Origin of the sequence: Aurantiacibacter suaedae (assembly GCF_005434915.1) — a bacterium.
In the GTDB taxonomy this organism is placed as follows: Bacteria; Pseudomonadota; Alphaproteobacteria; order Sphingomonadales; family Sphingomonadaceae; genus Alteraurantiacibacter; species Alteraurantiacibacter suaedae.
In genome coordinates this window covers 523,488-546,780 of sequence record NZ_SKCG01000002.1, presented here as the reverse complement: position 1 = coordinate 546,780, position 23,293 = coordinate 523,488, and the positions used below count along the sequence as shown (strand labels likewise).

Genomic DNA, 23,293 nt, shown 5'->3' with positions numbered 1-23,293 from the left:
CGCGCGGTTGCGCTTGCGGGCTGTATGGGTCAGCCCGATCGTCGCGCTGCTTTGCCATGGCGGCATCGCGCAAGCCCAGGCCTACCAGTGCGCCATCCCGCGCGGGGCAATCACCCTGCCCCGCGTCACCCCCGACGGGCCGCGTCGCGAGATGCCCGTCACAGGCTACACCCTCGCGCTGAGCTGGAGCCCGGAGTTCTGCCGCAGCCGAGAGGATCGTCCGCAAAACGCGCGGCAGTGTTCCGGCCGCGCGGGGAGCTTTGGCCTCATCGTCCACGGCCTCTGGCCCGAGGGTCGCGCAAGCTGGCCGCAATGGTGCGAAGCCAGCCGCCAGCCGAGCCAGACAGAACTGCGCCAGTCGCTGTGCATGACGCCCGATGCCGCGCTTCTGGCGCACGAATGGGCCAAGCACGGCAGCTGCATGACGCAGAGCCCCGACGCCTACCTGCGCGTCACCCGCATCCTCTGGCGCAGCTTGCGCCTGCCCGATTACGACGCGCTCTCGCGCCGCGATGGCCTCACCGCCGCAGACGTGCGCCGCGCCTTTGCCGATGCCAACACGGCCTTCGAGCCGGAGATGGTCGGTCTGGTGGTGAACGAGCGCGGCTGGCTACGCGAACTGCGGCTCTGCTACGGACGCGACTTCATGCCCGCCCACTGTGACCGGCGACGGCTCGGGCCGGAGGATGACAGGCAGGTGCGTATCTGGCGGGGGTTATAGAACGCGCAGAGACAAACTTGGGGCCTGATCAGAGCGGGGTCGTCTCACCATGCCTCAGCGTCAGTACCTCCACCCCTTCGGCGGTGACGGCCACGGTGTGTTCGAACTGGGCCGAGAGCCTGCCATCACGGGTTTTCACGGTCCACCCGTCGTCCATCGACACGACATGGCGCTTGCCCGCATTGATCATTGGCTCAACAGTGAAGACCATTCCTTCACGCAGCACGAGGCCTCGGCCCGGATGGCCAAAATTGAGCACCTCCGGCTTCTCGTGCATTTCACGGCCGATACCGTGGCCGCAATACTCGCGCACCACGGAACAGCCGTGCCTCTTGGCATGTCTTTCGATCGCAGAGCCGATATCGCCTAACCGGGTACCGTGACGGACCTGTCGGATACCCGCCCACATCGCGCCATTCGCAATGCGAATCAGCCGCTTCGCATCGCCTGATACATTGCCCACCGCGTAGGTCTTGCTGGAATCGGCAATAAAGCCATTCTTTTCCAGCGTGATATCAAGATTAATGATATCGCCGTCCTTCACGATCTCATCGGCGGCGGGCACCCCGTGACATACAACATCATTGATCGAAGAGTTCAGGACGAATTCGAACCCGTATTGCCCCTTGCTTGCCGGACGTGCTGCCAAATCCTGCGTGATGAAGCGATCGACCAGATCGTTGATCTGGAGGGTGGACATGCCAACCAGATCGACGCCATCAAGCATCTCGAACACCGAGGCAAGCAAGCGCCCAGAGATACGCATGAGGGCGATCTCATCGGGTGATTTTACCACGTCAGGCCGCCTCTGCTTCCTGTGGTTCGAGCGCGGCGGCCAAAGCGAGCTGTTCTCTCATGATATCCGTGAACGAGAGCGTGGGATTGGCCTCGGCCAAGCGTCCGATCTTCATCCAGAACTCGGCCTGCGCGTTGATGGATCTGCACATCACCGCCGAAGCCTTGCGCACTTCTTCGTGCAGCTGATCGTCAATTTTTACGATACCCAAGCCAGAACTCCATTTTATATACGTTCCATATATATTCCATATATCTGGTTGCGTCAATTTCTTAGCGCCGCTGAGCGAAGAACACGGCAGAACCTTTCTCGCATCGGCTTCGCCAACGCCCGCCACCAGCTCGGGCTGGTGGTAGCACTGCGGCTACGCGAACACCCGCGCCATGCGCCACGCCTCGCCCCTGGGATCGCCCTCCCAGTAGGTCAGCCAGGTCGGCGGCGATTCGCTACGATCTAATGTAACGCGCGCTACTCATCACGCGGTGGTTGCGTGATGATGGCTTCGGAGGGGTGCTCCTGCATTTGTTGCCGAACGAGGCGCGCCTGCGCTGATACGTTCAGCCAAGCTGCGAGGAAACGCGTGCCAAAACCAAGGGCAATCAGGATCGCAACGTTGCCCAGCACTTCCCACGATGCGCTGAAAAGCGCCGCCAGGATTGCCGTGAACACCACGCCGATGCCCGCTACGATCACTCCCAGCACCACGCCGATCATGCCCCACTCGGTGTAGGTAAAGGCCAAGGAGTAGAGCCACAGACCGGCGAGAAAAACAAACGACGCCAAGCCATAGGCAGCCCCGGCCATGGCTCTTGCGGCGGGAATTATCGCCAGCGGGACCATGGCGATGCAAAGCACCATCGCGACCCAGAAGACATCGGGTATCCAAGTAAGCGCCCAGACGCTGAACTCGGCAAGGCCGAACAGGAACAGGAGCGGAATGGCGAGGATCAGCAGCACCAGCGGCAGGCAGGCTGCCGATCCGCGAATCTGCCTGATCTTGGTCACCATCATCACTTGCACTCCGTAAAATCTGCGCCGGGGCCAACCGGCTCACCGACGCCCCGCAAAAAACCCGCGCAGCACCTCTGCCGCCTCGGCTTCACCCACGCCGCTGACCATCTCGGGCCGGTGATGGCACTGCGCCTGCGCGAAAACCCGCGCGCCGTGTTCCACCCCGCCACCCTTGGGATCGCTCGCGCCATAGGTGAGCGCAGCCAGCCGCGCATGGGCAATCGCGCCCGCGCACATCGCGCAGGGCTCCAGCGTCACGAACAGCGCGCAGTCCTCCAGCCGCTCCTGCCCCAATGCCTCGGCGGCGCGGCGAATCGCTACGATTTCGGCATGGGCGGTCGGGTCACTGGTGGTGCGGGTGAGGTTGTGCCCCTCACCCACAATCTCGCCGCCCTTGACCACCACCGCGCCAACCGGCACCTCGCCCAAAGCGGCAGCTTCTCTAGCCAATTCAAGGGCTCGCAGCATGGGCAGGGGCATGGGCCAGCGGGTCATCAGCACGGCGCTAGGCCATCGAAAAGCGCGCCGCAATGTCGCGTTTTGGGCGCCATTTTCTTGACGACCCCGCCAAGGCTATGTATGCGCGCGCCTTTCCCAGCCTCGTTGCTGATTTTTCTGACCCGTTTTGAACGAGAGATTTCGTCATGTCGCGCATCTGCGAACTTACCGGCAAGGGCCGTCAGGTCGGCCACAATGTGAGCCACGCCAATAACAAGACCAAGCGTGTGTTCCTGCCCAACCTGCAGAACGTCACGCTTATCAGCGAGAAGCTCGATCGCAGCTTCAAGTTCCGCGTTTCGACGCAGGGCCTGCGTTCGGTTGAGCACAACGGTGGCCTCGACAACTGGCTGCTGAAGACCAAGGACGAGAAGCTCTCGACCAACGCCCAGAAGGTGAAGCGCGAGCTGAAGAAGGCCATCGCCGCAGCCTAACGGCTTCGCGATTGCCAGCTAGCTAGCGGCCCGCAGGCGATTGCGCCTGGCGGGCCGTTTGCTTGCCCGCTTTCCCGCTCAGTCCGCATATTCATAGCGTAGCTTCAGCAGCAGCGTGCGCTGGAGCATCGACAGGTTATCGTCTGCGATCAACCATACGCTCGCCGCGCCCTCGCCATCCGGCTTGATCGCCATCCCCTCGTAGTTTTCGCGAAGCCCGGCGGCGTCGATCCGCGCCAGTTCGGTGAGCGGCCACAGCTCGCCCTCGCGTATTTCCGCTGGGTCCGCCACCATAACCATGCTGGCGAATGGCGGGAAGGCCAGCGTCAGGTCGCGGAAGAGTATCAGCACGCGGCCATCGGGCAATTGGGCCATATCGGTCGGCAGAAACTCGCCCGGCGGCAAGATCGAGAACTTCAGCGGCTCTTCGTTGTTGAGCGGATCGTCCGCGAACAGCAGGCCATCGCCGCCCGCCTCGGCCAGCACGATAAAGCGTCCGTCGCTCAGCCGCACCATCGATTCGGGGCCGGCGTTGGTTTTCCAACCGGCCATCGCTTGCGGCTGAACGATCTGCGAAGTTCCGTTGGGGGAATAGCGGCGAATCGCATTATGGTCCTCATAGCCGAGCCAGATCGTGCCGGTTGCCGGATCGGCAGTGACCGATTCGATATCCTGTGGGTCGCGCAGCAATGGATCGCGCGGAACGACGGCGGTCTGCGCCCGGGCGCTCCCGGTGAATGGCGGGCGGGGCAGCTGGGCATAGGTGCCGCGATCCGAATAGGCGATGAAGCCGGTGCCCTCTTGGTCCACCCGCAAAGCCGAATAGCCCCCGAAAGCCGGATTGGAGTTGGCGACATTCCACGCGCCCTCAAGCGTCAACTCAGCGGGCCAGCCCTCGGGCTGTGTCACGTCGAGCGGTTCCAACTGCACCAGATCGCTCGGGGCAGCATTCGGATCGTCGCGCAGCCAGGTGCCGGGCGCGATCAGCACCGCCAGCGCGGCTACCACTGCCAGCCGCGTAATCCTGGTCTTGCGCATGAAGCCCGCGGTCAGCGCGGGGGAACGAACAATAGCGGGTCGAGCCGCGCGAGATGCCACTTGATGCTCCAATGCAGGTGCGGCCCGGTCGCGCGACCACTCGCGCCGATCAGACCGATAGGATCCCCCTGCTTCACCATCTGCCCCTCCGTCACATCGATCCGCGAAAGGTGCAGGAAGGCCGAATTGAGCCCGTCCCCGTGGTCGACGATCACCAGATTGCCCTCAAGGCTGAACGGCTGCGTGGTCGCCAGCGTGACCTTGCCCGAGGCCGGGGCCACAACCGGCGCGCCCGCACCGCCAGCAATATCCAGCCCCGAATGGTAGCTGCCTGGCTCGCCCTGATAGATCCGCTGCGCGCCGAACCGCCCCGAAATGCGCCCCTCGGCAGGCCAGATAAAACTCTCGCGCCAGCCGTCGACCGGCGAATCGGCGGTGCGCGCATCCCAGATCGCATCGAGTTCGGGCTGGCGGCGGCGCATGAACGCCTCCGACGATCCGCCGCCGGGGCGCAACGGCGCGTTGATATGTTCAAGCTGCCAGGCGCGCGGGCGCACGGCGATGGTGGCGCTTTTGATGCTTCCATCGGCCAGCCTTGCCGTGAGCAGCGCCTCCGGCCCGGCATCGCGGTCGAACGCGGCGAAGAACTTGCCGTCGGGATCCAGGGTGAGCGCCACGTCGTCGAGCTTCGCAGAAACTGTGCCCGCAGGGGCCTGCCCGCGAATCCAGCCGCCTTGCTCGGTCTCGCCGGCATAGGTGAACTGCGCGGGTCCGGCCGCCGTTGCGCTCGGAGTCGGAGTCGGAGTCGGAGTCGGAACTGGCGCAGGCGCAGCGACTGGAGCGGGCGCGGGCATGACCCGCCCGCTCTCGCCCGCCTCGGCAGCGGGAATGCAGGCGACCGTCAGCAACGCAGCGCCGATCAGGGCCCCGGCGGCGGCGGCGCGGTTCACAGCTCTTCGAGCGCGCGGCGCGTTGCCAGCTCGGCCGAAGCATAGGCCTCCTGCCGCTCGACGCTCCAGTAAGTCAGCACTTCAAGCGGGATCGGCTCGCCGCTCATGGCGCAGACCACGAAGTGGCCGGGCTTCACCACGCGAAAGTCGTTCGGGCCGTAAATCAACGTGGCCGCGCGGTGCGAAGGGGTATCCGATGACATCAACATGGGGCCTCATGTAGGGGCGCGGGCGGGTCAAAGCAATTTGGGTTGGCCCGGCGGTGAATCTTTTGCGGCAGACGGCTTCGGTTTCGGCTTCTTCGCGCCGCCGGTGGCGACATCGAGCGTACCGTCGGCGAATTTGAGCGTCAGCACGGGCTGCCCGGCGGCCACCTCGCGCGAGGAAATGGCCCGATGCCCCGGCGCGCTCACCAAAGCATAGCCGCGCGCGAGCGGCGCTTCGGGGTCAAGCTGGTGCAAGATGCGCTCCAGCCCGGCGAGGCGCTGGGTGCGCTCAGCCTGCGCGCGGGTGAGCAGCGCGGGGGCCAGCCGCAGCTGTTCGAACCGGCGCTTGGCATCGCGCAGGTTGCTGCCGAGCAAGTGCGGCCCGAAGCGGACCTTGGCGAGACGCTCGCGCCCTGCGCCCGCGCGGTCTGTCAGCCCCCGGCGCAGGCGCTCGGACAGGTCATCAAGCCGCTGACGTGCGGGCTGGAGCAGAGTCTCGGGCGTCGGCAGGCGCTGTGCCCGCACCGCCAGCCGTTCGCGCCCCATTTCGAGCGGACGCCAGGCCGCGCGCTTCTGCCTCAGGCCAATATCTTCAATGTAGGCGAGCAGCTCGCGCCGCACCGGCACCGCCATCTCTGCCGCCGCCGTGGGCGTGGGCGCGCGGGCATCGGCAGCGTGGTCGGCCAGCGTGGTGTCGGTCTCGTGGCCCACCGCGCTGATCACCGGGATAGGCGAGGCGGCGATGGCGCGCACCACCTCCTCCTCATTAAAGCTCCACAGGTCCTCGATCGAGCCGCCCCCGCGCGCCACGATCAGCAGATCGGGCCGGGGAACCGGGCCGTGCTCGCCCAAAGCACCGAACCCGCGCACCGCATTGGCGACCTGCGCAGCCGCGCCCTGCCCCTGCACCAGCACCGGCCAGACGATAACATGAGTAGGAAACCGGTCACGCAGCCGGTGCAAAATATCGCGAATCACCGCGCCGGTGGGCGAGGTCACCACCCCGATCACCTTCGGCGCGAAAGGCAGGCGGCGCTTGCGCTCGGGCGCGAACAGCCCCTCCGCCGCCAGCCGCTGGCGCGTCTTTTCGAGCAGCGCGAGCAAGGCCCCCTCGCCCGCGATCTCCATCGACTCCATCACGATCTGGTATTTCGAGCGGCCGGGGAAGGTGGTCAGCTTGCCTGTCAACACAACTTCGAGGCCGTCCTCGGGCTTGAACGCGAGGCGGCCGGTGGTGCCCTTCCACATCACCGCGTCGATGACCGCCTTTTCATCCTTGAGGCTGCAATAGAGGTGGCCCGAGGCCGCCCGCTTCACGCCGGAAAGCTCGCCGCGCACCCGCACGAAGCCGAATCGATCCTCCACCGTGCGTTTGAGCGCTTGGGAAATCTCGGTGATCGTGAGCGCGTGGGAATTGTCGCCGGGGCGGCTCGCCGCTACGAGCGCGGGATCGTTGTCATCGTAATAAGAGGCCGGGCAAGCCATGAATATCCTCGTTCTGGGATCGGGAGGGCGCGAACATGCGCTGGTATGGAAGCTCGCGCAATCCCGCGCCATTGCGCAAGATGGGGGCAAGTTGTTCGCCAGCCCCGGCAATCCGGGCATGGAAAGCCTGGCCGAATGCTTCACCATGGACCTCACCGATCACGAGCTGGTGGTCGGCTTCTGCGAGCAGGAGAGCATCGGCCTCGTGGTGATCGGGCCGGAAGCCCCGCTGGTCGACGGCCTTGCCGATTCGCTGCGCGGAGAGGGCATTGCGACCTTCGGCCCGTCGAAGGCGGCGGCGCAGCTTGAGGGCTCGAAAAGCTTCACCAAGGCCCTGTGCGACCGGGCGAACATTCCCACCGCCGGTTACGAGCATTGCACCAGCCTCGAACAGGCGCTGGCCGCGCTTGACCGGTTCCAGCCGCCCTATGTGCTGAAGGCCGATGGGCTGGCGGCGGGCAAAGGTGTGGTCCTTCCCGAGACGCGTGAAGAGGCCGAGGCGGCGCTGGCCGACATGTTCGACGGCCAGTTCGGCGATGCCGGGGCCGAAGTGGTGATCGAGGAGTTCATGGCGGGCGAGGAAGCGAGCCTGTTCGCGCTCACCGACGGCGCGACCGTGATGGCTTTCGGCACCGCGCAGGACCACAAGCGCGTGGGCGACGGCGATACCGGCCCCAACACCGGCGGCATGGGTGCCTATTCCCCCGCCCGCGTGCTGACGCCCGAGCTGCAGGCCGAGGCGATGGCGAAAATCATCGTGCCCACCGTGCGCCAGATGGCCGACGACGGCACCCCCTATTCGGGCGTGCTCTATGCCGGGCTGATGCTGACCGACGAGGGTCCGAAGCTGGTCGAATACAACTGCCGCTTCGGCGACCCGGAGTGTCAGGTGCTGATGATGCGGCTCGAAAGCGATCTGGCCGAGTATCTGCTCGCCTGCGCCGAGGACCGGCTCGGTTCGCAGGCGCCGCTGAAATTCGCCAGCGAGGTTGCTCTCACCGTGGTGATGGCGGCGAAGGGCTATCCCGGCACCCCGGAAAAGGGCGGACTGATCGACTTGCGCGACGCAGAGACCGATGGCGCAGCGGTGTTTCACGCCGGAACCACACGCGACGAGGAAGACGGCAGCCTGCGCGCCAACGGTGGCCGAGTTCTCAACGTCACGGCGCGCGGGGCGGACACGAAGGCGGCGCAGGACGCTGCCTACGCCGCCGTCGACAAGATCGACTTCTCGACCGGCTTCTGCCGCCGCGATATCGGCTGGCGCGAGATTGCGCGGGGGAGCTAGGTCATTTTCAAATGACTCAGCAGGTTACTAGCGACCTCTTTCGGCTCATGCTTTTTGCGGTCAACCGACAGCGAGTACCCACCGCTGTCACGGTACTCATAATTCGGCATTTTCAGATCAAAAACCACCCTTGGCTTCGGCGTCCGCTTTGCTTCGCTCTTAGCCATAATTTGCCTCCGTTGGGTTCAGTGTCTTGTCGAAATAATGCTTTCGCCTAACCCACTTGAATCCTTCATGTTTAGTAACAACACATATATCGGTGTCTCCGCCGACCGTGTCGGCACCCGGTAGAAAACGAACATAGCCCTTTGTCGTTTCGACGAGAAAATCGGCCAGTGCGATAGCATCTTGGACTGGCATCGCGGGCGAAATTAACCGTGCATAAGTTGCGGCTTCAATGTGAGCTAAAACTGAATCAAGTTCGTTTTCTGGAAGCCCAATTTTAAGCAAAGCGCTTGGAAGAAACTGGCTGTATCCATTAACTATCCGGTTAATTGCTTCTGGCTGCCCGTCATACAAAATGTCAAAGTCCCCCTCAGACGCCAAAAGCTCAGGCTCGGGGGAATCTCCATCTATAATTCGAATTCGCCAAATCTCGCCATGCGTCTGCCCTGAACTATTTCCGGCAATCCAGAACTGAAATTCATGAGGACCCGCCGGTCTATCAGGCAGCTTACAATAACACTCGTCAAAAAAGAATTTGCGAGACTGAATGGCTACGCTTTCAATTGTATAGCTCTCCGGGTCCAGCTTCCACACAGGATCATCAGAACAGAATAAGGATCGCAGATCTTTGGCAAGAGTACTTATAGAAACCTGTCCTATATTCCCCATGCCGCACGTCATGGCAGCAATTGGAAGACCCTTTTTAAGATTGAAAACTTTGTTACCATGCGCGTATACGTTTTCTATAAGCGGTCGCCCATCCGCAGCAGCTCCTCCGATGAGTGACGACGCACTATCAGCGGCAAACACTATGCAGTCATGAACCTTCACGGCAACACAGACAGTCATTCACTATCCCCTTAGGGCCTTGAATCACAACAGATTCTCTGAGTCAAATCAGTTCGTTAAGTGATTGATTTGACTCGCAATACAATCCAACCCTTCTGATACGATTAAGGTTCGGCACTATGCCCAAACAGAGCGCCAGCCCACGCTGGCCCCGTTCCTCGACGAACTGATCGACGACGACGCCCACTGAACCAGCCGCTGGCGACTTTCCTACAGCGGCCAAACCGTGCTTCATCAGCCGGTCATGCCCCCTGCCTTCCTCCAGTGCGCGCCGTTTCGGTTGGGCGAAGTGTCAAGTTCGCTCCGCTTTCAGCAACCGTTTGATTTTACGGAAGCTCGTAAAAAAAACGGCGGCGACATTGCGCCGCCGCCGTGTCAACTTCGTCAAGTTAGCAGTGGCTCAGCCGAGCTTTTCGGCCATCAGCGCCTTGAGGTCGGCCTCGGGCCGCGCGCCGTAGTGCGAGATCACTTCAGCCGCGCAGATCGCGCCGCGACGCAGGCAGGTCTTCAGCGCCTCGTCACGCGCCAGGCCGAACAGGAAGCCCGACGCGAACAAATCGCCCGCGCCGGTCGTGTCGACCACCGTCGTCGGCTCGGCAGCTACCTCGGCACGCTCACCAGCTCGCACGCACACTGCGCCTTTCTCGCTGCGAGTCACCACCAGCGTTTCCACCTGCGGGGCGAGCTGCGCGATGCCGCTCTCGAAATCGTCCTCGCCGGTCAGCGCGGCAAGTTCGGCCTCGTTCGCAAACAGGATGTCGATCAGACCATCGGCGATGAGGCTGCGGAAATCGTCGCCGTGGCGCGCGATCACGAAGCCGTCGGACAGGGTGAAGGCCACCTTGCGCTCCGCCGCCTTGGCCGCTTCGATCGCCCGGCGCATGGCCGCGCGCGGCTCTTCCGGGTCCCACAGATAGCCTTCGAGATAGAGGATCGCCGCCGCGCTCACCGCCTCTTCGTCAAGCGCGCTGGCGGGCAGAAACTGCGAGGCGCCGAGGTAGGTGTTCATCGTGCGCTGACCGTCAGGCGTGACAAAGATCAGGCAGCGCGCGGTGCTGGGCTGGCCTGCTCGCGCGGCAACGTCGAAATCGATCCCCACGGCGCGAATATCATGCGCGAAGACCTGTCCCAGCTGATCGTCGGACACCTGCCCCACAAATGCGCACTGCGCGCCGAGCGCCGAGAGGCCCGCCAGCGTGTTGGCCGCCGAACCGCCCGAAATCTCGCGCGCCGGGCCCATCGCTTCGTAAAGGTCGCGCGCGCCATCCTCGTCGATCAGGGTCATGCCGCCCTTGGCCATGCCGAATTCGTCGATCAGCTCGTCGGAACAGGAGGCCACAACATCGACAATGGCATTGCCGATGGCGATTACATCGTATCGAGGGTCAGTCATGAAATTTCCTTCTCTGCGGCAAATAATTGACGCTGGCCGCGCGGCGGCGTTGACTTGGCGCAAGCCACACGCAATCGCAAGGTGTGATGGCCGTGTTCTTCTCCAGCCTTGCCCTTGGCTTCGGGCAGATGTTTCAGGGCGCGGTGCTGCGCCTGCTGCTGAAGAGCGCGGCGCTGACCTTGCTGATCTTCGCCGTGCTGGCGGGGGTGGGCTGGTATGCGGCGGACTGGCTGCTGACCTTGGCCGGTCTGGGCGAGGACCTGTTTACCGGAGCGAGCACTCTGCGCGGTGTTGCCTCGGCCCTGCTGGCTGTGCTCGGGGCCTGGCTGTTGTGGCGGATTGTGGCCATGGCCGTGATCCAGTTCTACGCCGACGATATCGTGCTGGCCGTAGAGCGCCGGCACTATCCCGAAGCGGCGGCTCAGGCGCGCGATCTGGCGGTGCCGGCGCAACTGCGCCAAGCCCTGCGCGGCGCGGGCCGGGCGCTGCTGGCGAACCTGATCGTGGCCCCTTTTGCACTCGCGCTGGCCTTCACCGGGATCGGCACCGCGCTGCTGTTCTGGGCGGTGAACGCCTGGCTGCTGGGGCGCGAACTGCAGGACATTGTGTGGCTGCGTCATGCCCACGCCACTGGCGAACGGGCGCCGGTTGGCGCGGTTTCTCGGCTGGCGTTGGGCGGTTTTATCGCGGCATTGATGGTGGTGCCCTTTGTGCAGTTCCTCGCCCCCGTGCTCGGTGCGGCCAGCGCCACCCATCTCGTTCATCGCGCGCAATCTGCACGCGGGCATAAGGGTTTTCGATGACGACACTCCGTTCGGCTTTCGCGCCGCTGCTCTTGCTGGCCGTGGCTGGCTGCGCTTCGGGCGCGCCTGCGCCAGGTCCGCAGTCACCTCCGCCACCGCGCGGTCAGGTCCCCGTTCCGCCAACGCAGCCGCCGCCGCGCCCGGTGGCAGGCTTCCGCGCGCCCCAGATCATGAACGAGCCGGGGCTTGCCGGGATTATCCGTGAAGACGGGGCATCGTTGCTGCGCAAGTTCGGCGAGGCGCGGCTGAATGTGGCCGAGGGCGACATGCGCAAGCTGCAATTCGCAGGATCGGCCTGCGTGCTCGATGTGTTCCTCTATCCGCTGGCCGAGGGGCGCGAACCGGTCGCCACCTGGGTCGAGGCGCGGCGGGCCAGCGATGGCGCTGTTGTGGACCGCGCTGCTTGCGCCAGGGCGCTACAGCGGCGGTAAGACGGGCTCAGACCATGAAGCTTTCGCCGCAGCCGCAGGCGCCCTTGGCGTTGGGGTTGTCGAACACGAACCCGGCGGAGAAATCGTCTTCCACCCAGTCCATCGTGCTTCCGACTAGATAGAGCACCGAAGCGCCGTCGATGTAGAACATGCCGGCGGGCGTTTCGATCTTCTCGTCGAAGGGCTGTTCCTCGGTCACATAGTCGACCGAGTAGGCAAGCCCGGAGCAACCCCGGCGCGGGGTGGAAAGCTTGACCCCGATGGCACCTTCGGGCGCCTTGGCCATCAGCGCGGCGATACGCGCCTCGGCACCGGGGGTGAGCGCGACCGCAGCCTTGGGTGCGGGGCGGGTCTTGGTGGTTTCGGTCATCAAAGCCTCTTCTGCCAGAACATGGCCTGTCCGGCCGTAGGGTCCAGCTGGTAGTCGCTAAAGCCGCAGGCGGCATAGAGCGCGCGGGCAGGAGCATTGCCGCTCAACACTTCCAATGTGAGCTTGGCCGCACCACGTTTCAATGCCTCGGATTCTACGGCCTGCATCAGCGCCCGCCCGATGCCCTCTTCGCGGGCCTGCCGCACGACCGCGAAATCGTGGATGTTGACGAGCGGTGCGGCAATGAAGGTCGAAAAGGTGGTGAAACAGGTGGCAAGGGCCACCGCTTCGCCATCGCGCCGCGCGATCAGGCTGAAAGCGCCGGGCGTCGCGGCAAGGCCCTCCACACAATGGGCACGGGCATGGTCGCTCAGGGGTTCGCCGCCGCCCATCGGATCGCGCGCATAGGCATCGAGCAGCGCGATCAGGTCCGCCGCGTCACGCGGATCGGCATAGTCGGCGCGTTCGATCACCAGAGCAGGCGCCTGGGTGGCCACTTAAAGCATACCCAGTTCGAGCCGCGCCTCGTCGCTCATCTTGGCCGGATCCCACGGCGGATCCCAGGTGACGATCACCTCGGAATCGCGCACCCCGGGCAGCGAACCGATCCGTAGTTCGATCTCGGCCGGCATCGATTCGGCCACCGGACAGTTCGGCGTGGTCAGCGTCATGGTGACGGCAACGTCCGCCTCCTCGCTCACCTCGACGTTGTAGATCAGGCCGAGGTCATAGATGTTGACCGGGATTTCCGGGTCATAGATTTCCTTCAGCGCTTCGATCACGGTCTCGTAAATCGCGCCGCCCGGCTCGCCTGTGCTGGCCGGTTCGGGCTTCTTTTGCAGGAAGCCTTCGAGATAGTCGCGCTTGCGTTCGAGCTTCTCGCTCGCGCTTTCCTCCTCGATCGGCGCATCGGAAACGCGCGCACGCGGCGGCTTGGCGGCCACGTCCTCGGCTGGCGAAGGCGCGGCGATGAAATCGGTTTGCTTGGTTTCCTGGTCCATCAGCCGAAAATCCTTTTGGTTCGTTCGATGCCGCGGATCAGCGCGGCGATATCGTCCTCGTCCGAGTACAGCCCGAAGCTGGCGCGTGCGGTGGCAGGCACACCCAGATGCTCCATCAAGGGCTGCGCGCAGTGATGCCCGGCGCGGATCGCCACGCCCTCCTCGTCGAGAATGGTGCCCAGATCGTGCGGGTGGACACCGTCGAGCATGAAGCTGACGATGCCCGCCGACTGGTCCGGCCCGTAAAGCGTCACATCGTTCATCGCGCCGAGCCGGGCACGCGTTTCGGCCACCAGTGCACCCTCGTGCTCTGCAATGGTGCCGATGCCGATCGCGCTCACGTAGTCACATGCAGCCGCCAGACCCACCGCCTCGACAATGGCGGGCGTACCAGCCTCGAACCGCTGCGGCGGCGGGGCGAAGGTGGTGCCGGTAAAGGCGACCTTGTCGATCATCGCGCCGCCGCCCTGCCATGGCGGCATGGCGTCGAGCAGTTCCGCCCGGCCCCACAACGCACCGATCCCCGTCGGCCCATAAAGCTTGTGGCCCGAGAAGGCGTAGAAATCGCAATCGAGCGCAGCGACGTTCACCGCAAGGCGCGGCACTGCCTGGCACCCGTCAAGCAGCAGCTTCGCCCCTACCTTGTGCGCCAGCTCCGCCGCGCGCCCGGCATCGAGCACCGAGCCGAGCACGTTCGAGACATGGGCAAAGGCGACCATGGTATGCTCGCTGGTCAGCATCTCCTCGGCGGCATCGAGGTCGATCAGGCCATCTTCGGTGAGCGGGCAGACATCGACCTGCCAGCCCGCCAGCTGCCAGGGCACGATGTTCGAATGGTGCTCTAGCTGCGAGAGCAGCACGCGGCCCTTGTTCGGGTAGCAATAGGCGACGAGATTGATCGCCTCGGTCGCGCCGCGGGTGAAGACCAGCTCCTCCTCGCGCCCGCCGATGAACGCTGCAACCCTGCGCCGCGCCTCTTCGTAGGAGCGGGTCATGTCGGCGCTGCGGGCGTAGACCCCGCGATGGACCGTGGCATAATCGACCCCGATCGCGCGGGCGACGGCATCGACCACGGCTTGCGGCTTCTGCGCCGTCGCCCCGGTATCGAGATAGTGCCAGGGCGAGCCATCGGGGCGGACGAGGCCCGGAAAGTCTGCCTTCCGGCTGCGGGTTTGGGTCTCGCTCATGCCGCCTTCTCCAGCGCGGCGAGGGCGTGATCGAACAGGCGTTCCTGCTCGGCCTCGTCACCAAGCGCGGCCAGCGCATCGGCGAGAAACGCACGGATCAGCAAATGCTCCGCCACGTCGGGAGCAACGCCGCGGCTGGCCATGTAGTAGCGCGCCATTTCGTCAAGCTGACCGACCGTGGCACCATGCGCGCACTTCACGTCGTCGGCGAAGATTTCCAGTTCGGGCTTGGCGTTGGCGCTGGCACCCTTCTCAAGCAGCAGGCCTTTGAAATCCTGTGCCGCGTCGGTCTTCTGCGCGTGGCGGGCGACGTCGATGCGGCCAAGGTAGTTGCCAGACGCCGTGCCCCAGTGAACCGCGCGGACGGTCTGGTTGCTGGTCGCCTCAGGCTCGGCATGGATGGTGCGGGTGACGAATTCGCGCGTCACATCGCCGCCGCCGATCAGCACGCCGCCGAACTCGAAATGCGAGTGCGGAGTAAGCGTCACCTCGATCTCCAGCCGGGCATAAGCGCTGGCAGCATTCACGGCGAAAATCTCCGCGCGGGCGCCCTCGCCCAGCGTTATGCGCAAACGCTGGATATCAGGCGCTGCGCCATCGAGCACGAAGGTGCGCGCGAGCACTTCGCCCGGGGCGACGGCGATCTCGTCCCACCCGGTGACTTCCGCCTCGGGCACGGTCTCCAGCGCGGCGAAATCGGCGTAACGCCATTCCTCATCGCGGATGGTGGGCATGGTTGTGGTTGTCATCGCTCGCTCCTTGCAAGGCTGCGGCGGAAATCTTCGAGAATTCCGGGGCGACGGCGCTCGATACAGCGACTGACCGCCTCCTGATCGCTGCCATGGCGGCGCGAGCAGGTGGTAACGGTGCGGCACAACCGGTCGTCAACGCGGGCATTGCCCGATGAGACCGACAGGCTGCAATGCCAGCGGCCTTCCTGGTCTTGCCCGACATTGACGCTGATCGAGCGCAGCCGTTCGGCCATGACCACGATCTGGTCCTCCACCGATACCGGCGGCGGCGACGCGCTCGCGACTTGCGCAAACAGAAGGCTGGCAAGCACGATCATGCCGCCATCACCTCGTCGTAGCCCTCTTCCTCAAGCCGGTGAGCCAGATCGGCCCCCCCGCTCTTCACGATGCGGCCACCGGCGAGAATATGGACAAAATCGGGCTTCACGTAGTCGAGCAGGCGCTGGTAGTGGGTGATCAGCAGCACGGCCTTATCGGGCTGGCGCATGATCGCGTTGATGCCCTCGCCCACCACCTTCAATGCGTCGATATCGAGGCCGCTGTCGGTCTCGTCGAGCACGGCCAGTTTGGGATCGAGGATGCCCATTTGGACCATCTCGTTGCGCTTCTTCTCGCCGCCCGAAAAGCCGACGTTCACGAAGCGCTTGAGCATCTCCATGTCGAGCTTGAGCAGTGCGGCCTTTTCCTTCGCGAGCTTGAGGAATTCGCCGCCGCTAAGCGGCTCTTCGCCGCGCACGCGGCGCTGCGAATTGAGCGCCTCGCGCAGGAACTGCACGTTGGAGACACCGGGAATCTCGACCGGGTACTGGAAGCCGAGGAAGAATCCGGCAGCGGCGCGTTCGTGCGGGTCCATCGCCAGCAAGTCCTCGCCATTGTAGGTGACCGAACCGGCGGTCACCTCATAACCCGGACGTCCGCCCAGCACATAGGAGAGCGTGGACTTGCCCGCCCCGTTCGGCCCCATGATCGCGTGGACTTCGCCCGCGTTCAGTTCCAGGCTGAGGCCCTTGAGGATTTCCTTGCCGCCGATTTCGGCGTGGAGGTTGTCGATTTTCAGCATCAGTCGTTCCTGTATTCGTTTTCGCGGGCGGCGCGGGCATCGCGCTTGCTCGCCTCGTGCTGGCCACGCCGCACGCGCTTGTCGCCGATGCGCATGCGCATCCCGGCCGTGATGCGGTGCAGCACGTTATCCATATCGGCTAGAATATCCTCGGCCTTTATCCGCATCACGCGGATGCCGACCGCTTCCAGCGCCCGGTCCGAGCGCTTGGCGATGGTTTCGGGCTGGTCGCCCTCGTCGATCACCACGGCCATGCCGAGCAGGTGGCAGTTGAAGTCCACAATCGCACTGCCGACCACGGCGTGGCGGGTGAACTTGAACTTGCCGAGGTCCGCCTTGACGAACCGCTCGGCCAGCGCCTTGTGCGCGGGCGTCGAGAACCGGCGCAGCTCACGCGCGCGGTCGTGCAGTGCATCGAGGCGCTTCTCGGAGATTTCCCACCCGCGGCCCTTCTTCTTGAGGCCGGGGATTTCGGGCGTCTCCGAAGTGGGATGCGACGCGGGGCGGAGGTTGAGGGTTTTGCGGGTGGTCATTTTCTTCGCTCTGCAATCGCTTCTGCTGTCCGATTAAGTTCGTCGACTAGCGCAGCCGTGCTTTCGCCTTTGACGTTGTCCGCCACTTTTCGGCAAAAGCGCTCGACAAAATCTTCGTGCTCTTTGAATTCTCGCAATTGGTAAACCGCTCCGAGCTTCGCAGCTATCGGACCATCACCATCCAAATAGCCCAACAGTTCAAAAAACCTTCGGTGCTTTCGCTCGCCCGCCTCTTGATAAAGTCGTATAATGTAAGCGATTGCGCTTCCCGCGATACCTGCCAAAGGGATCACGGTAATTGCGATAGTGAGCCACTCAGGCATCACCCCACGCTCCCCTCAAGCGAAATCGCCAGCAGCTTCTGCGCTTCGACGGCAAACTCCATCGGCAGCTCTTTCAGCACTTCCTTGGCAAAGCCGTTTACGATCAGCGCCACCGCCTGCTCTTCATCCAGCCCGCGCTGCATCGCGTAGAACAGCTGGTCTTCGGAAATCTTCGAGGTGGTCGCCTCGTGCTCGATCTGGGCGCTGGGGTTCTTCACCTCGATATAGGGCACCGTATGCGCGCCGCAGAGGTCGCCCAGCAGCAGGCTGTCGCACTGGGTGAAGTTGCGGACATTGTCCGCATTGGCGCCCACCCGCACGAGGCCGCGATAGGTGTTGTTCGACTTGCCCGCCGAGATTCCCTTCGAGATGATCGTCGAGCGCGAGCCCTTGCCGTTGTGGATCATCTTGGTGCCGGTGTCGGCCTGCTGGTGGTTGTTCGTCACCGCCACCGAGTAGAACTCGCCGACCGAATCCTCACCGTTCAGCACGCAGGAGGGATACTTCCAGGTCACCGCCGAGCCGGTCTCGACCTGCGTCCACGAAATCTTCGAGCGCGCGCCCTGGCACAGCCCGCGCTTGGTCACGAAGTTGTAGATCCCACCCTTGCCTTCGCTGTCGCCAGGATACCAGTTCTGCACGGTCGAATACTTGATCTCGGCATCTTCCAGCGCGACCAGCTCGACCACGGCGGCGTGCAGCTGGTTCTCGTCGCGCATCGGTGCGGTGCAGCCTTCGAGATAGCTCACGTAAGAGCCTTTCTCGGCCACGATCAGCGTGCGTTCGAACTGGCCGGTGTTCTCGGCATTGATGCGGAAATAGGTGCTCAGCTCCATCGGGCAGCGCACCCCTTCCGGGATATAAACGAAGGTGCCGTCGCTGAAGACCGCGCAATTGAGCGCCGCAAAGTAGTTGTCACGCTGCGGAACGACCTTGCCGAGCCACTTCTTCACCAGCTCGGGATATTCGCGGATCGCCTCGGAAATGCTGCGGAAGATCACGCCCGCCGCCTCCAGCTCCTTGCGGAAGGTGGTGGCGACCGAAACGCTGTCGAACACCGCATCGACAGCGACCTTGCGGCTCGACTTCACATTAGCGAGCACTTCCTGCTCGCCCAGCGGAATGCCGAGCTTGTCGTAAACCGCCTTGATCTCGGGATCGAGCTCATCGAGCGATTCGAGTTCGGGCTTCTTCTTCGGCTCGGCGTAATAATAGGCGTCCTGATAGTCGATCGGCGGATAGTTCACCTTCGCCCAGTCCGGCTCGGGCATGTCCTGCCACAGACGGAACGCCTTAAGCCGCCAGTCGAGCATCCACTCCGGCTCCTGCTTTTTGGCCGAAATGAAGCGCACCGTGTCCTCGTTCAGCCCCTTGGGGGCGAACTCCTGCTCGATCTCGCTCGACCAGCCGAACTCGTAGTCGGCGGCCTTGGCGGCGGCTTCGCGCGCTGCGCGATCCTGTACTTCGATCTCTTGGGTCATGCTTCCAACTTCATCTCTTCCGGCACCCGCGCCAGCTGCGTGAGCGGAATATCCGCCAGCGCGCCGCGCAGCGCCTCATTTACCAGCGCCCAGTGCGGGCGGACCCGGCACCGTTCTCCGAGCGCACATTCGGGCCGCTCGTGCTCGACGCAGGCGGTGAGCGCGATCGGCCCTTCCACCGCCTCGACGATATCGGCGAGCGTGATCGCCGCCGCCGGGCGTGCGAGCTTGATCCCGCCGCCGGCCCCGCGCGTGGAGTTCAGCAGTCCGGCGCGCGAAAGCTGGCTGACCAGCTTCTGCACCGTGGGCGCGGGCAGCCCAGTCTCCTCAGCCAGCACCGCTGCCGAAACGCGCGCAAACCCGCAATGGCGCGCGGCGGCGCACATCGTGACGACAGCATAGTCGGCTAGGTTAGAGAGGCGCATGGTTCGGCTCGGGGCATAATCGGATCAATTCGTTCCGATTTGCAGCTAGTGGCGTTCGGGCAAGGTTTCAACGCCCGATTGCCTGTTGCGAGTCGTTAGCAAGCGCTAGCGAAGCTCGCGCAGGTTTCTGAGATCGAGCATCTCGCTGAGATAACTTTCCGGATCGTCGGACAGGCGCGCCGGGGTGCGTCCGGCAAACAGGCGAATCTCGCGGATCATGTGCGGCTGGTCGTAGAACGATTCGCGCACCATCGCCTCCGTCTCCGGGGCAAGGTCGGGCTGCGAGAACAACGCGGCAGCCCGCAGCGCACGATACTTGCGCCTCAGCGCGGTGGGCGGCAGCCCGAAATACTGGTCGACCAGACGCTGAACCTGGCGGCGCGAATAGCGGCTGGCCGCGAACAGCTCCTCTATCTCCGGATTGAAATCGCTGCCCAGCCAGTCTGCCGTAATGGCGATCAGCTCGCGATGCTCGTCGCTGAGCGGGCGCAGCAGAGAGCCGATGCACTGGCCCAGTTCCGCGGCGCAAGCCTCCGCATCCATCGCCCCATCGCGATAGGCGGCGCACAGGCGCGCACCCAGCCGGCCCACATCCTGGCCAAGATGATCTTCTGCCGCATAGAGCCGATTCGCATGGTTTCCCGCATGAAGACCGGTCAGCTCGGCCCAGCCAAGCGGCGTGAGCGCGGCACCGATGGCGTGAAACGGACCGTCCACCGCGAAGGTGGCGGCAACCGATACCGGGCTGAGCAGATTGATCTCGTGCGAACGGTCGGAAGTGCCGTCACGGAAGAAGATTTCGCCCTCGCCCCGTGCAAAAAGGGTTAGCTGGCCAACGGCGGCGGGCTGAATCTCGCGCACTTCCGCTTCGTCGCAGCGAAAGTGATAGAAGGTGGTGACATGATGCGCGAGCTGTTGGGGAACCGGGATATAGCGTAGCTCGAAGCGCGATGTCTGTGCCAGATCCTCACCGCATTCGTGGCTCCGTCCACCTGCTTTCCCCATATCTGGCGCACGCCCCACTCTTGTTTTCTGCGCAAGGGAAACCTCAACCCCCGCGCGCTTGCAGATTCGCAGCCTAGCGCAAGCGGCGCAGGCCTCGCACAAAATATATCGCAGAAAAAAAGGCGGCAGGCGCTTGAAGAGCCCGCCGCCCGTAAAGTGGAGAACTCGTAGCTATTCGGCTTCGAGCCCTTCGGGTCGCACCTTTTGTCTAGCCGATTCGGATGGATACGAATTGTAAGAAAACGCCAAACTACGTATTTTGCGCGATTGCGGATTGCCTCTTGCGGCTCGATCCTGCCACAGGCCGTGTCCATGATCTATTCGCTGCTGCGCCCGCTGATTTTCCGTCTCGATGCCGAAGACGCTCATCGTCTGGCCTTGCTCGCCCTGTCGTTTTCGCCTGCCAGCGGCCCTGCCCCGGCAGGCCCCTTGGCGACGCGCGTGGCGGGGCTCGATTTTCCCAACCCGCTCGGCATGGCGGCCGGTTTCGACAAGGACGGCGAAGTGCCCGATGCCTTGCTCGGCCTTGGCTTCGGCTTTGCCGAGGTCGGCTCGCTCACTCCGCTGCCGCAGCCGGGCAACCCGCGCCCGCGGCTGTTCCGGCTGGCCGAGGATCAGGCGGTGATCAACCGGATGGGATTCAACAATGGCGGCGCGGCGCTGGCATTCGAGCGGCTCTCGGCCCGCAAGGAGCGCGGCGGGATCGTCGGGATCAACATCGGCGCGAACAAGGATTCGGCTAACCGCATCGACGACTATGCCGTGATGACCCGCAGGATGGCCCCGCTCGCCTCCTATCTCGCGGTCAACATCTCCAGCCCCAACACCCCCGGGCTGCGCGCGCTGCAGGACGAAGGCGCGCTGATCGAACTGCTCGACGCGGTGATGGCAGCGCGCGGCGAGCAAGGGCCGCCGGTGTTCCTGAAGGTCGCGCCCGATCTTGAGCCCGCCGACATCACCGCTATCGCCCGCATCGCGATGGACAAGCAGCTCGGCGCGCTGATCGTATCGAACACCACCATTGCCCGCCCGCCGCTGGCCTCGCCCCATGCCGAAGAGACAGGCGGTCTTTCGGGCGCCCCTTTGCGCGATGCGGCGCTGGCGCGGCTGCGCGACTTCCGCCGCGAAACGGGCGGGGCGCTGCCGCTGGTCGGTGTGGGCGGGATCGCCACCGCGCATGACGCGTGGGAGCGCATCCGCGCCGGCGCGAGCCTCGTCCAGCTTTACAGTGCGATGGTCTATCGCGGGCCGGGCATCGCGCGCGAGATCGTTTCGGAGCTCGAACACCTGATGCGGCGCGACGGGTTCAGCAGCATTGCGGAGGCGGTGGGAACGGCATAGGGTCAAGCATATGTCGCACCGCACAATCGCGCCATTGGCGCTTTCGCTCCTGCTTGCCGCCTGCGCCACTGTTCCGCCGGTGGCCGAAGCTCCGGCAACACCGGCCACCACCACCGCTGCGCTCCACACTGGCATGGTCAGCACCGCCGACCGGCGCGCGAGCGAAGCGGGCATGGCGATGCTTGAACAGGGCGGCAGCGCAACAGATGCGGCTATCGCGGTGATGCTGGCGCTGACCGTGGTCGAGCCGCAGAGTTCGGGCATCGGCGGCGGCGGCTTCTTCGTTCACGGCACCCCCACCGGCGAAGTGACCACGCTCGACGGGCGCGAGAAGGCTCCCGCGGGGGCCGGGCCGGACTGGTTCCTCGATGCGAACGGCGAACCGCTCCCTTTCATGGACGCCGTGATAAGCGGGCTGAGCGTGGGCGTACCAGGCAACCTCGCACTCGCCCGCAAAGCGCACGAGCGATATGGCAAGCTCGAATGGGCGGCCTTGTTTCAGCCCGCCATCGCGCTCGCCCGTGATGGTTTCGAGATCACCCCGCGCCTCAACGCCACGCTTGCCCGCGCCGAAAATCGCGGCGGACGCGTGCCGGAAAGCCGTGCGCTGTTTTATGACGCGGCGGGCGAACCCCTGCCCGTCGGTACGCTGGTGAAAAACCCGGCGCTGGCCGCCACACTCGAACAGCTCGCCGCCGAGGGGCCGGACTGGCTCTATCAGGGCCCGGCGGGCGCATCGCTCGCCGAGTATGTCGCCGCCGACACCCCGCGCGATGGCGCGATGGTTGCTGAAGACCTGCGCAGTTATGAAGCCAAGTGGCGCGAGCCGGTCTGCGGGCAATATCGCGTCTATCGCATTTGCGGGATGGGGCCGCCTTCCTCGGGCGCGACGACCGTTATCGCGATCCTGAAGCAGCTCGAGCAGTTCGACCTTGCCGCTCTCGGCCCCGAATCGGCCACGGCCTGGCACCTGTTCGCCGAAAGCCAGCGCCTCGCCTATGCCGACCGCGAGGTCTATCTGGGAGACAGCGACTTCGTCGACGTGCCCGTAGCGGGCTTGGTCAATTCCGAATATCTGACGCAGCGCGGCGGCCAGATTTCTCCCACCTCCACCATCGCAGATCCTCAGGCGGGCACCCCGCCGGGTGCCGATCTTGCCCTGGCGGACGGGCCGGAGTGGCCCGAACATGGCACTAGCCATTTCGCCGTGGTCGATGACGAGGGCGACGCCGTCTCCTGGACCTCGACTGTCGAAGGACCGTTCGGCTCGGGCCTGATTTTCGGCGGGTTCTTCCTCAACAACGAACTGACCGACTTTACCATGGTGCCCGACGTTGACGGCGTTCCGGTCGCGAACCGGGTGGAGGGATCGAAGCGGCCGCGCAGCTCGATGTCGCCGACGCTGGTCTATGGTCCAGAAGGCAATTTGCGCATCGCCGTGGGCGCAGCGGGCGGGGCAACGATCCCGGTACAGACCGCCAAGGCATTGGTCGGGGTACTCGACTGGGGCCTCACCGCGCAGGAGGCCATCGCGCTGCCCGGCCTGTTTTCGCCCGGCGATGTAATCGTGCTCGAACCCGGTTCCTCGCTGTTGACGATGCAGAGCGATCTGGAAGCGCTCGGCCATAGGGTGACAGTGCGCGAGATGCCGTTCAAGGCCAATGCGGTCGAGTTCGCCAATGGCCGCTGGCTAGGCGCCGCCGATCCGCGCAGCGAGGGCGTCGCGCTCGGCAACTGACGGGCGCAA

30 protein-coding genes are annotated in these 23,293 nt (G+C 64.4%); 7 read left to right on the top strand and 23 right to left on the bottom strand.

All coding sequences use genetic code 11. The annotated features are described in order from the left end of the window. Positions 1-13 precede the first annotated feature (13 nt). Positions 14-721 carry a ribonuclease T2 family protein gene (locus E0473_RS09045; RefSeq protein WP_241657420.1) on the top strand — a complete coding sequence of 236 codons (708 nt, stop codon included), beginning with the start codon at positions 14-16 and terminating at the stop codon, positions 719-721. A gap of 28 nt (positions 722-749) precedes the next feature. On the opposite strand, the gene map is transcribed toward E0473_RS09045, so the two are convergent. The 4 genes from map to E0473_RS09025 all read right to left on the bottom strand — a co-directional run bounded on the left by map (position 750) and on the right by E0473_RS09025 (position 3,023). Beyond that, a complete protein-coding gene (gene map / locus E0473_RS09040) occupies positions 750-1,517 on the bottom strand; it encodes a type I methionyl aminopeptidase (RefSeq protein WP_137680534.1) in 768 nt (255 codons plus the stop codon). Position 1,518: 1 nt separating this feature from the next. Beyond that, positions 1,519-1,728: a ParD-like family protein gene (locus E0473_RS09035; RefSeq protein WP_137680533.1), complete on the bottom strand. Its 210-nt coding sequence runs from the start codon at positions 1,726-1,728 to the stop codon at positions 1,519-1,521. A 257-nt stretch (positions 1,729-1,985) separates the two neighbouring features. After that, positions 1,986-2,528, bottom strand: coding sequence for a hypothetical protein (locus tag E0473_RS09030; RefSeq protein WP_137680532.1), 543 nt, complete (start codon positions 2,526-2,528; stop codon positions 1,986-1,988). 39 nt (positions 2,529-2,567) lie between these two features. Further along, positions 2,568-3,023, bottom strand: a complete 456-nt coding sequence (locus E0473_RS09025; RefSeq protein ID WP_137680531.1) for a nucleoside deaminase — start codon at positions 3,021-3,023, stop codon at positions 2,568-2,570. 149 nt (positions 3,024-3,172) lie between these two features. Here E0473_RS09025 and rpmB point away from each other — a divergent pair, with 149 nt between their 5' ends. Then, positions 3,173-3,460, top strand: a complete 288-nt coding sequence (rpmB, locus tag E0473_RS09020; RefSeq protein ID WP_137680530.1) for a 50S ribosomal protein L28 — start codon at positions 3,173-3,175, stop codon at positions 3,458-3,460. 78 nt (positions 3,461-3,538) lie between these two features. On the opposite strand, the gene E0473_RS09015 is transcribed toward rpmB, so the two are convergent. From E0473_RS09015 to xseA, 4 genes are read right to left on the bottom strand one after another with little or no spacing between them, the layout of a single operon-like run. Continuing rightward, positions 3,539-4,498 (bottom strand): esterase-like activity of phytase family protein, encoded by a 960-nt coding sequence (locus E0473_RS09015; protein ID WP_137680529.1) that lies wholly within the window; start codon positions 4,496-4,498, stop codon positions 3,539-3,541. Between the two features lie 11 nt (positions 4,499-4,509). Next, positions 4,510-5,448: a M23 family metallopeptidase gene (locus E0473_RS09010; protein ID WP_241657419.1), complete on the bottom strand. Its 939-nt coding sequence runs from the start codon at positions 5,446-5,448 to the stop codon at positions 4,510-4,512. Then, positions 5,445-5,657: a DUF2093 domain-containing protein gene (locus tag E0473_RS09005; RefSeq protein WP_137680528.1), complete on the bottom strand. Its 213-nt coding sequence runs from the start codon at positions 5,655-5,657 to the stop codon at positions 5,445-5,447. Before E0473_RS09005 ends, E0473_RS09010 begins: the two co-directional genes overlap by 4 nt. 27 nt (positions 5,658-5,684) lie before the next feature. Beyond that, a complete protein-coding gene (gene xseA, locus E0473_RS09000; protein WP_137680527.1) occupies positions 5,685-7,139 on the bottom strand; it encodes an exodeoxyribonuclease VII large subunit in 1,455 nt (484 codons plus the stop codon). Between xseA and purD the strand changes: the two genes are divergently transcribed. After that, a complete protein-coding gene (purD, locus tag E0473_RS08995) occupies positions 7,138-8,427 on the top strand; it encodes a phosphoribosylamine--glycine ligase (protein ID WP_137680526.1) in 1,290 nt (429 codons plus the stop codon). The two genes, xseA and purD, sit on opposite strands and share 2 nt — an antisense overlap. Here the strand turns inward: purD and E0473_RS15390 are convergent. The 3 genes from E0473_RS15390 to E0473_RS08985 all read right to left on the bottom strand — a co-directional run bounded on the left by E0473_RS15390 (position 8,424) and on the right by E0473_RS08985 (position 10,834). Beyond that, entirely contained in the window at positions 8,424-8,594 is a 171-nt protein-coding gene (locus E0473_RS15390; protein WP_161981551.1) for a hypothetical protein, read from the bottom strand. The two genes, purD and E0473_RS15390, sit on opposite strands and share 4 nt — an antisense overlap. After that, positions 8,587-9,441, bottom strand: coding sequence for a hypothetical protein (locus tag E0473_RS08990; RefSeq protein WP_137680525.1), 855 nt, complete (start codon positions 9,439-9,441; stop codon positions 8,587-8,589). The genes E0473_RS15390 and E0473_RS08990 overlap by 8 nt, the downstream gene beginning before the upstream one ends. 400 nt (positions 9,442-9,841) lie before the next feature. Beyond that, on the bottom strand, positions 9,842-10,834 hold the full coding sequence (locus E0473_RS08985) for an adenosine kinase (RefSeq protein WP_137680524.1): 993 nt from the start codon (positions 10,832-10,834) through the stop codon (positions 9,842-9,844). Between the two features lie 86 nt (positions 10,835-10,920). Between E0473_RS08985 and E0473_RS08980 the strand changes: the two genes are divergently transcribed. Together E0473_RS08980 and E0473_RS08975 are read left to right on the top strand one after the other, a co-directional pair. Then, entirely contained in the window at positions 10,921-11,637 is a 717-nt protein-coding gene (locus E0473_RS08980; RefSeq protein WP_137680904.1) for an EI24 domain-containing protein, read from the top strand. After that, positions 11,634-12,068, top strand: coding sequence for a hypothetical protein (locus tag E0473_RS08975; protein WP_137680523.1), 435 nt, complete (start codon positions 11,634-11,636; stop codon positions 12,066-12,068). The genes E0473_RS08980 and E0473_RS08975 overlap by 4 nt, the downstream gene beginning before the upstream one ends. A 7-nt stretch (positions 12,069-12,075) precedes the next feature. Here the strand turns inward: E0473_RS08975 and E0473_RS08970 are convergent, their stop codons facing one another. From E0473_RS08970 to E0473_RS08915, 12 genes are all read right to left on the bottom strand, one after another. Then, the gene (locus E0473_RS08970; RefSeq protein ID WP_137680522.1) at positions 12,076-12,438 is read right to left on the bottom strand and encodes a HesB/IscA family protein; all 363 of its coding nucleotides are present in this window, start codon (positions 12,436-12,438) and stop codon (positions 12,076-12,078) included. After that, complete coding sequence (locus E0473_RS08965; RefSeq protein ID WP_241657418.1) at positions 12,438-12,935, bottom strand: GNAT family N-acetyltransferase; 498 nt, start codon at positions 12,933-12,935, stop codon at positions 12,438-12,440. The genes E0473_RS08970 and E0473_RS08965 overlap by 1 nt, the downstream gene beginning before the upstream one ends. Continuing rightward, positions 12,936-13,439 (bottom strand): SUF system Fe-S cluster assembly protein, encoded by a 504-nt coding sequence (locus E0473_RS08960; protein ID WP_137680521.1) that lies wholly within the window; start codon positions 13,437-13,439, stop codon positions 12,936-12,938. Beyond that, the gene (locus tag E0473_RS08955; RefSeq protein WP_137680520.1) at positions 13,439-14,626 is read right to left on the bottom strand and encodes an aminotransferase class V-fold PLP-dependent enzyme; all 1,188 of its coding nucleotides are present in this window, start codon (positions 14,624-14,626) and stop codon (positions 13,439-13,441) included. Before E0473_RS08955 ends, E0473_RS08960 begins: the two co-directional genes overlap by 1 nt. Next, complete coding sequence (locus E0473_RS08950) at positions 14,623-15,375, bottom strand: SufD family Fe-S cluster assembly protein (protein WP_137680519.1); 753 nt, start codon at positions 15,373-15,375, stop codon at positions 14,623-14,625. Before E0473_RS08950 ends, E0473_RS08955 begins: the two co-directional genes overlap by 4 nt. Further along, complete coding sequence (locus E0473_RS08945) at positions 15,372-15,695, bottom strand: hypothetical protein (protein ID WP_137680518.1); 324 nt, start codon at positions 15,693-15,695, stop codon at positions 15,372-15,374. Before E0473_RS08945 ends, E0473_RS08950 begins: the two co-directional genes overlap by 4 nt. Further along, positions 15,692-16,438 (bottom strand): Fe-S cluster assembly ATPase SufC, encoded by a 747-nt coding sequence (sufC, locus tag E0473_RS08940; protein WP_137680517.1) that lies wholly within the window; start codon positions 16,436-16,438, stop codon positions 15,692-15,694. The genes E0473_RS08945 and sufC overlap by 4 nt, the downstream gene beginning before the upstream one ends. After that, a complete protein-coding gene (locus tag E0473_RS08935; protein ID WP_137680516.1) occupies positions 16,438-16,971 on the bottom strand; it encodes an endonuclease domain-containing protein in 534 nt (177 codons plus the stop codon). Before E0473_RS08935 ends, sufC begins: the two co-directional genes overlap by 1 nt. Continuing rightward, entirely contained in the window at positions 16,968-17,294 is a 327-nt protein-coding gene (locus tag E0473_RS08930; protein ID WP_137680515.1) for a hypothetical protein, read from the bottom strand. Before E0473_RS08930 ends, E0473_RS08935 begins: the two co-directional genes overlap by 4 nt. Then, positions 17,294-18,775, bottom strand: a complete 1,482-nt coding sequence (gene sufB / locus E0473_RS08925; protein WP_137680514.1) for a Fe-S cluster assembly protein SufB — start codon at positions 18,773-18,775, stop codon at positions 17,294-17,296. Before sufB ends, E0473_RS08930 begins: the two co-directional genes overlap by 1 nt. After that, positions 18,772-19,200, bottom strand: coding sequence for an SUF system Fe-S cluster assembly regulator (locus E0473_RS08920; protein WP_137680513.1), 429 nt, complete (start codon positions 19,198-19,200; stop codon positions 18,772-18,774). The genes sufB and E0473_RS08920 overlap by 4 nt, the downstream gene beginning before the upstream one ends. Before the next feature lie 105 nt (positions 19,201-19,305). Next, positions 19,306-20,205, bottom strand: a complete 900-nt coding sequence (locus E0473_RS08915; protein ID WP_137680512.1) for a helix-turn-helix domain-containing protein — start codon at positions 20,203-20,205, stop codon at positions 19,306-19,308. Between the two features lie 312 nt (positions 20,206-20,517). On the opposite strand from E0473_RS08915, the gene E0473_RS08910 reads away from it, so the two are divergent. Next, on the top strand, positions 20,518-21,546 hold the full coding sequence (locus E0473_RS08910; protein ID WP_137680511.1) for a quinone-dependent dihydroorotate dehydrogenase: 1,029 nt from the start codon (positions 20,518-20,520) through the stop codon (positions 21,544-21,546). Positions 21,547-21,556: 10 nt separating this feature from the next. Further along, the gene (gene ggt, locus E0473_RS08905) at positions 21,557-23,284 is read left to right on the top strand and encodes a gamma-glutamyltransferase (protein ID WP_137680510.1); all 1,728 of its coding nucleotides are present in this window, start codon (positions 21,557-21,559) and stop codon (positions 23,282-23,284) included. Positions 23,285-23,293 lie beyond the last annotated feature (9 nt).

Excerpts from the sequence above, each read along its gene's own strand:
- E0473_RS09030 (WP_137680532.1), bottom strand. The coding sequence starts at position 2,528 with ATGATGGTGACCAAGATCAGGCAGATTCGCGGATCGGCAGCCTGCCTG.
- E0473_RS09025 (WP_137680531.1), bottom strand. The coding sequence starts at position 3,023 with ATGACCCGCTGGCCCATGCCCCTGCCCATGCTGCGAGCCCTTGAATTG.
- rpmB (WP_137680530.1), top strand. The coding sequence starts at position 3,173 with ATGTCGCGCATCTGCGAACTTACCGGCAAGGGCCGTCAGGTCGGCCAC.
- E0473_RS09015 (WP_137680529.1), bottom strand. The coding sequence starts at position 4,498 with ATGCGCAAGACCAGGATTACGCGGCTGGCAGTGGTAGCCGCGCTGGCG.
- E0473_RS09005 (WP_137680528.1), bottom strand. The coding sequence starts at position 5,657 with ATGTTGATGTCATCGGATACCCCTTCGCACCGCGCGGCCACGTTGATT.
- purD (WP_137680526.1), top strand. The coding sequence starts at position 7,138 with ATGAATATCCTCGTTCTGGGATCGGGAGGGCGCGAACATGCGCTGGTA.
- xseA (WP_137680527.1), bottom strand. The coding sequence starts at position 7,139 with ATGGCTTGCCCGGCCTCTTATTACGATGACAACGATCCCGCGCTCGTA.
- E0473_RS15390 (WP_161981551.1), bottom strand. The coding sequence starts at position 8,594 with ATGGCTAAGAGCGAAGCAAAGCGGACGCCGAAGCCAAGGGTGGTTTTT.
- E0473_RS08990 (WP_137680525.1), bottom strand. The coding sequence starts at position 9,441 with ATGACTGTCTGTGTTGCCGTGAAGGTTCATGACTGCATAGTGTTTGCC.
- E0473_RS08985 (WP_137680524.1), bottom strand. The coding sequence starts at position 10,834 with ATGACTGACCCTCGATACGATGTAATCGCCATCGGCAATGCCATTGTC.
- E0473_RS08980 (WP_137680904.1), top strand. The coding sequence starts at position 10,921 with ATGGCCGTGTTCTTCTCCAGCCTTGCCCTTGGCTTCGGGCAGATGTTT.
- E0473_RS08975 (WP_137680523.1), top strand. The coding sequence starts at position 11,634 with ATGACGACACTCCGTTCGGCTTTCGCGCCGCTGCTCTTGCTGGCCGTG.
- E0473_RS08970 (WP_137680522.1), bottom strand. The coding sequence starts at position 12,438 with ATGACCGAAACCACCAAGACCCGCCCCGCACCCAAGGCTGCGGTCGCG.
- E0473_RS08960 (WP_137680521.1), bottom strand. The coding sequence starts at position 13,439 with ATGGACCAGGAAACCAAGCAAACCGATTTCATCGCCGCGCCTTCGCCA.
- E0473_RS08955 (WP_137680520.1), bottom strand. The coding sequence starts at position 14,626 with ATGAGCGAGACCCAAACCCGCAGCCGGAAGGCAGACTTTCCGGGCCTC.
- E0473_RS08950 (WP_137680519.1), bottom strand. The coding sequence starts at position 15,375 with ATGACAACCACAACCATGCCCACCATCCGCGATGAGGAATGGCGTTAC.
- E0473_RS08945 (WP_137680518.1), bottom strand. The coding sequence starts at position 15,695 with ATGATCGTGCTTGCCAGCCTTCTGTTTGCGCAAGTCGCGAGCGCGTCG.
- sufC (WP_137680517.1), bottom strand. The coding sequence starts at position 16,438 with ATGCTGAAAATCGACAACCTCCACGCCGAAATCGGCGGCAAGGAAATC.
- E0473_RS08935 (WP_137680516.1), bottom strand. The coding sequence starts at position 16,971 with ATGACCACCCGCAAAACCCTCAACCTCCGCCCCGCGTCGCATCCCACT.
- E0473_RS08930 (WP_137680515.1), bottom strand. The coding sequence starts at position 17,294 with ATGCCTGAGTGGCTCACTATCGCAATTACCGTGATCCCTTTGGCAGGT.
- sufB (WP_137680514.1), bottom strand. The coding sequence starts at position 18,775 with ATGACCCAAGAGATCGAAGTACAGGATCGCGCAGCGCGCGAAGCCGCC.
- E0473_RS08920 (WP_137680513.1), bottom strand. The coding sequence starts at position 19,200 with ATGCGCCTCTCTAACCTAGCCGACTATGCTGTCGTCACGATGTGCGCC.
- E0473_RS08915 (WP_137680512.1), bottom strand. The coding sequence starts at position 20,205 with ATGGGGAAAGCAGGTGGACGGAGCCACGAATGCGGTGAGGATCTGGCA.
- E0473_RS08910 (WP_137680511.1), top strand. The coding sequence starts at position 20,518 with ATGATCTATTCGCTGCTGCGCCCGCTGATTTTCCGTCTCGATGCCGAA.
- ggt (WP_137680510.1), top strand. The coding sequence starts at position 21,557 with ATGTCGCACCGCACAATCGCGCCATTGGCGCTTTCGCTCCTGCTTGCC.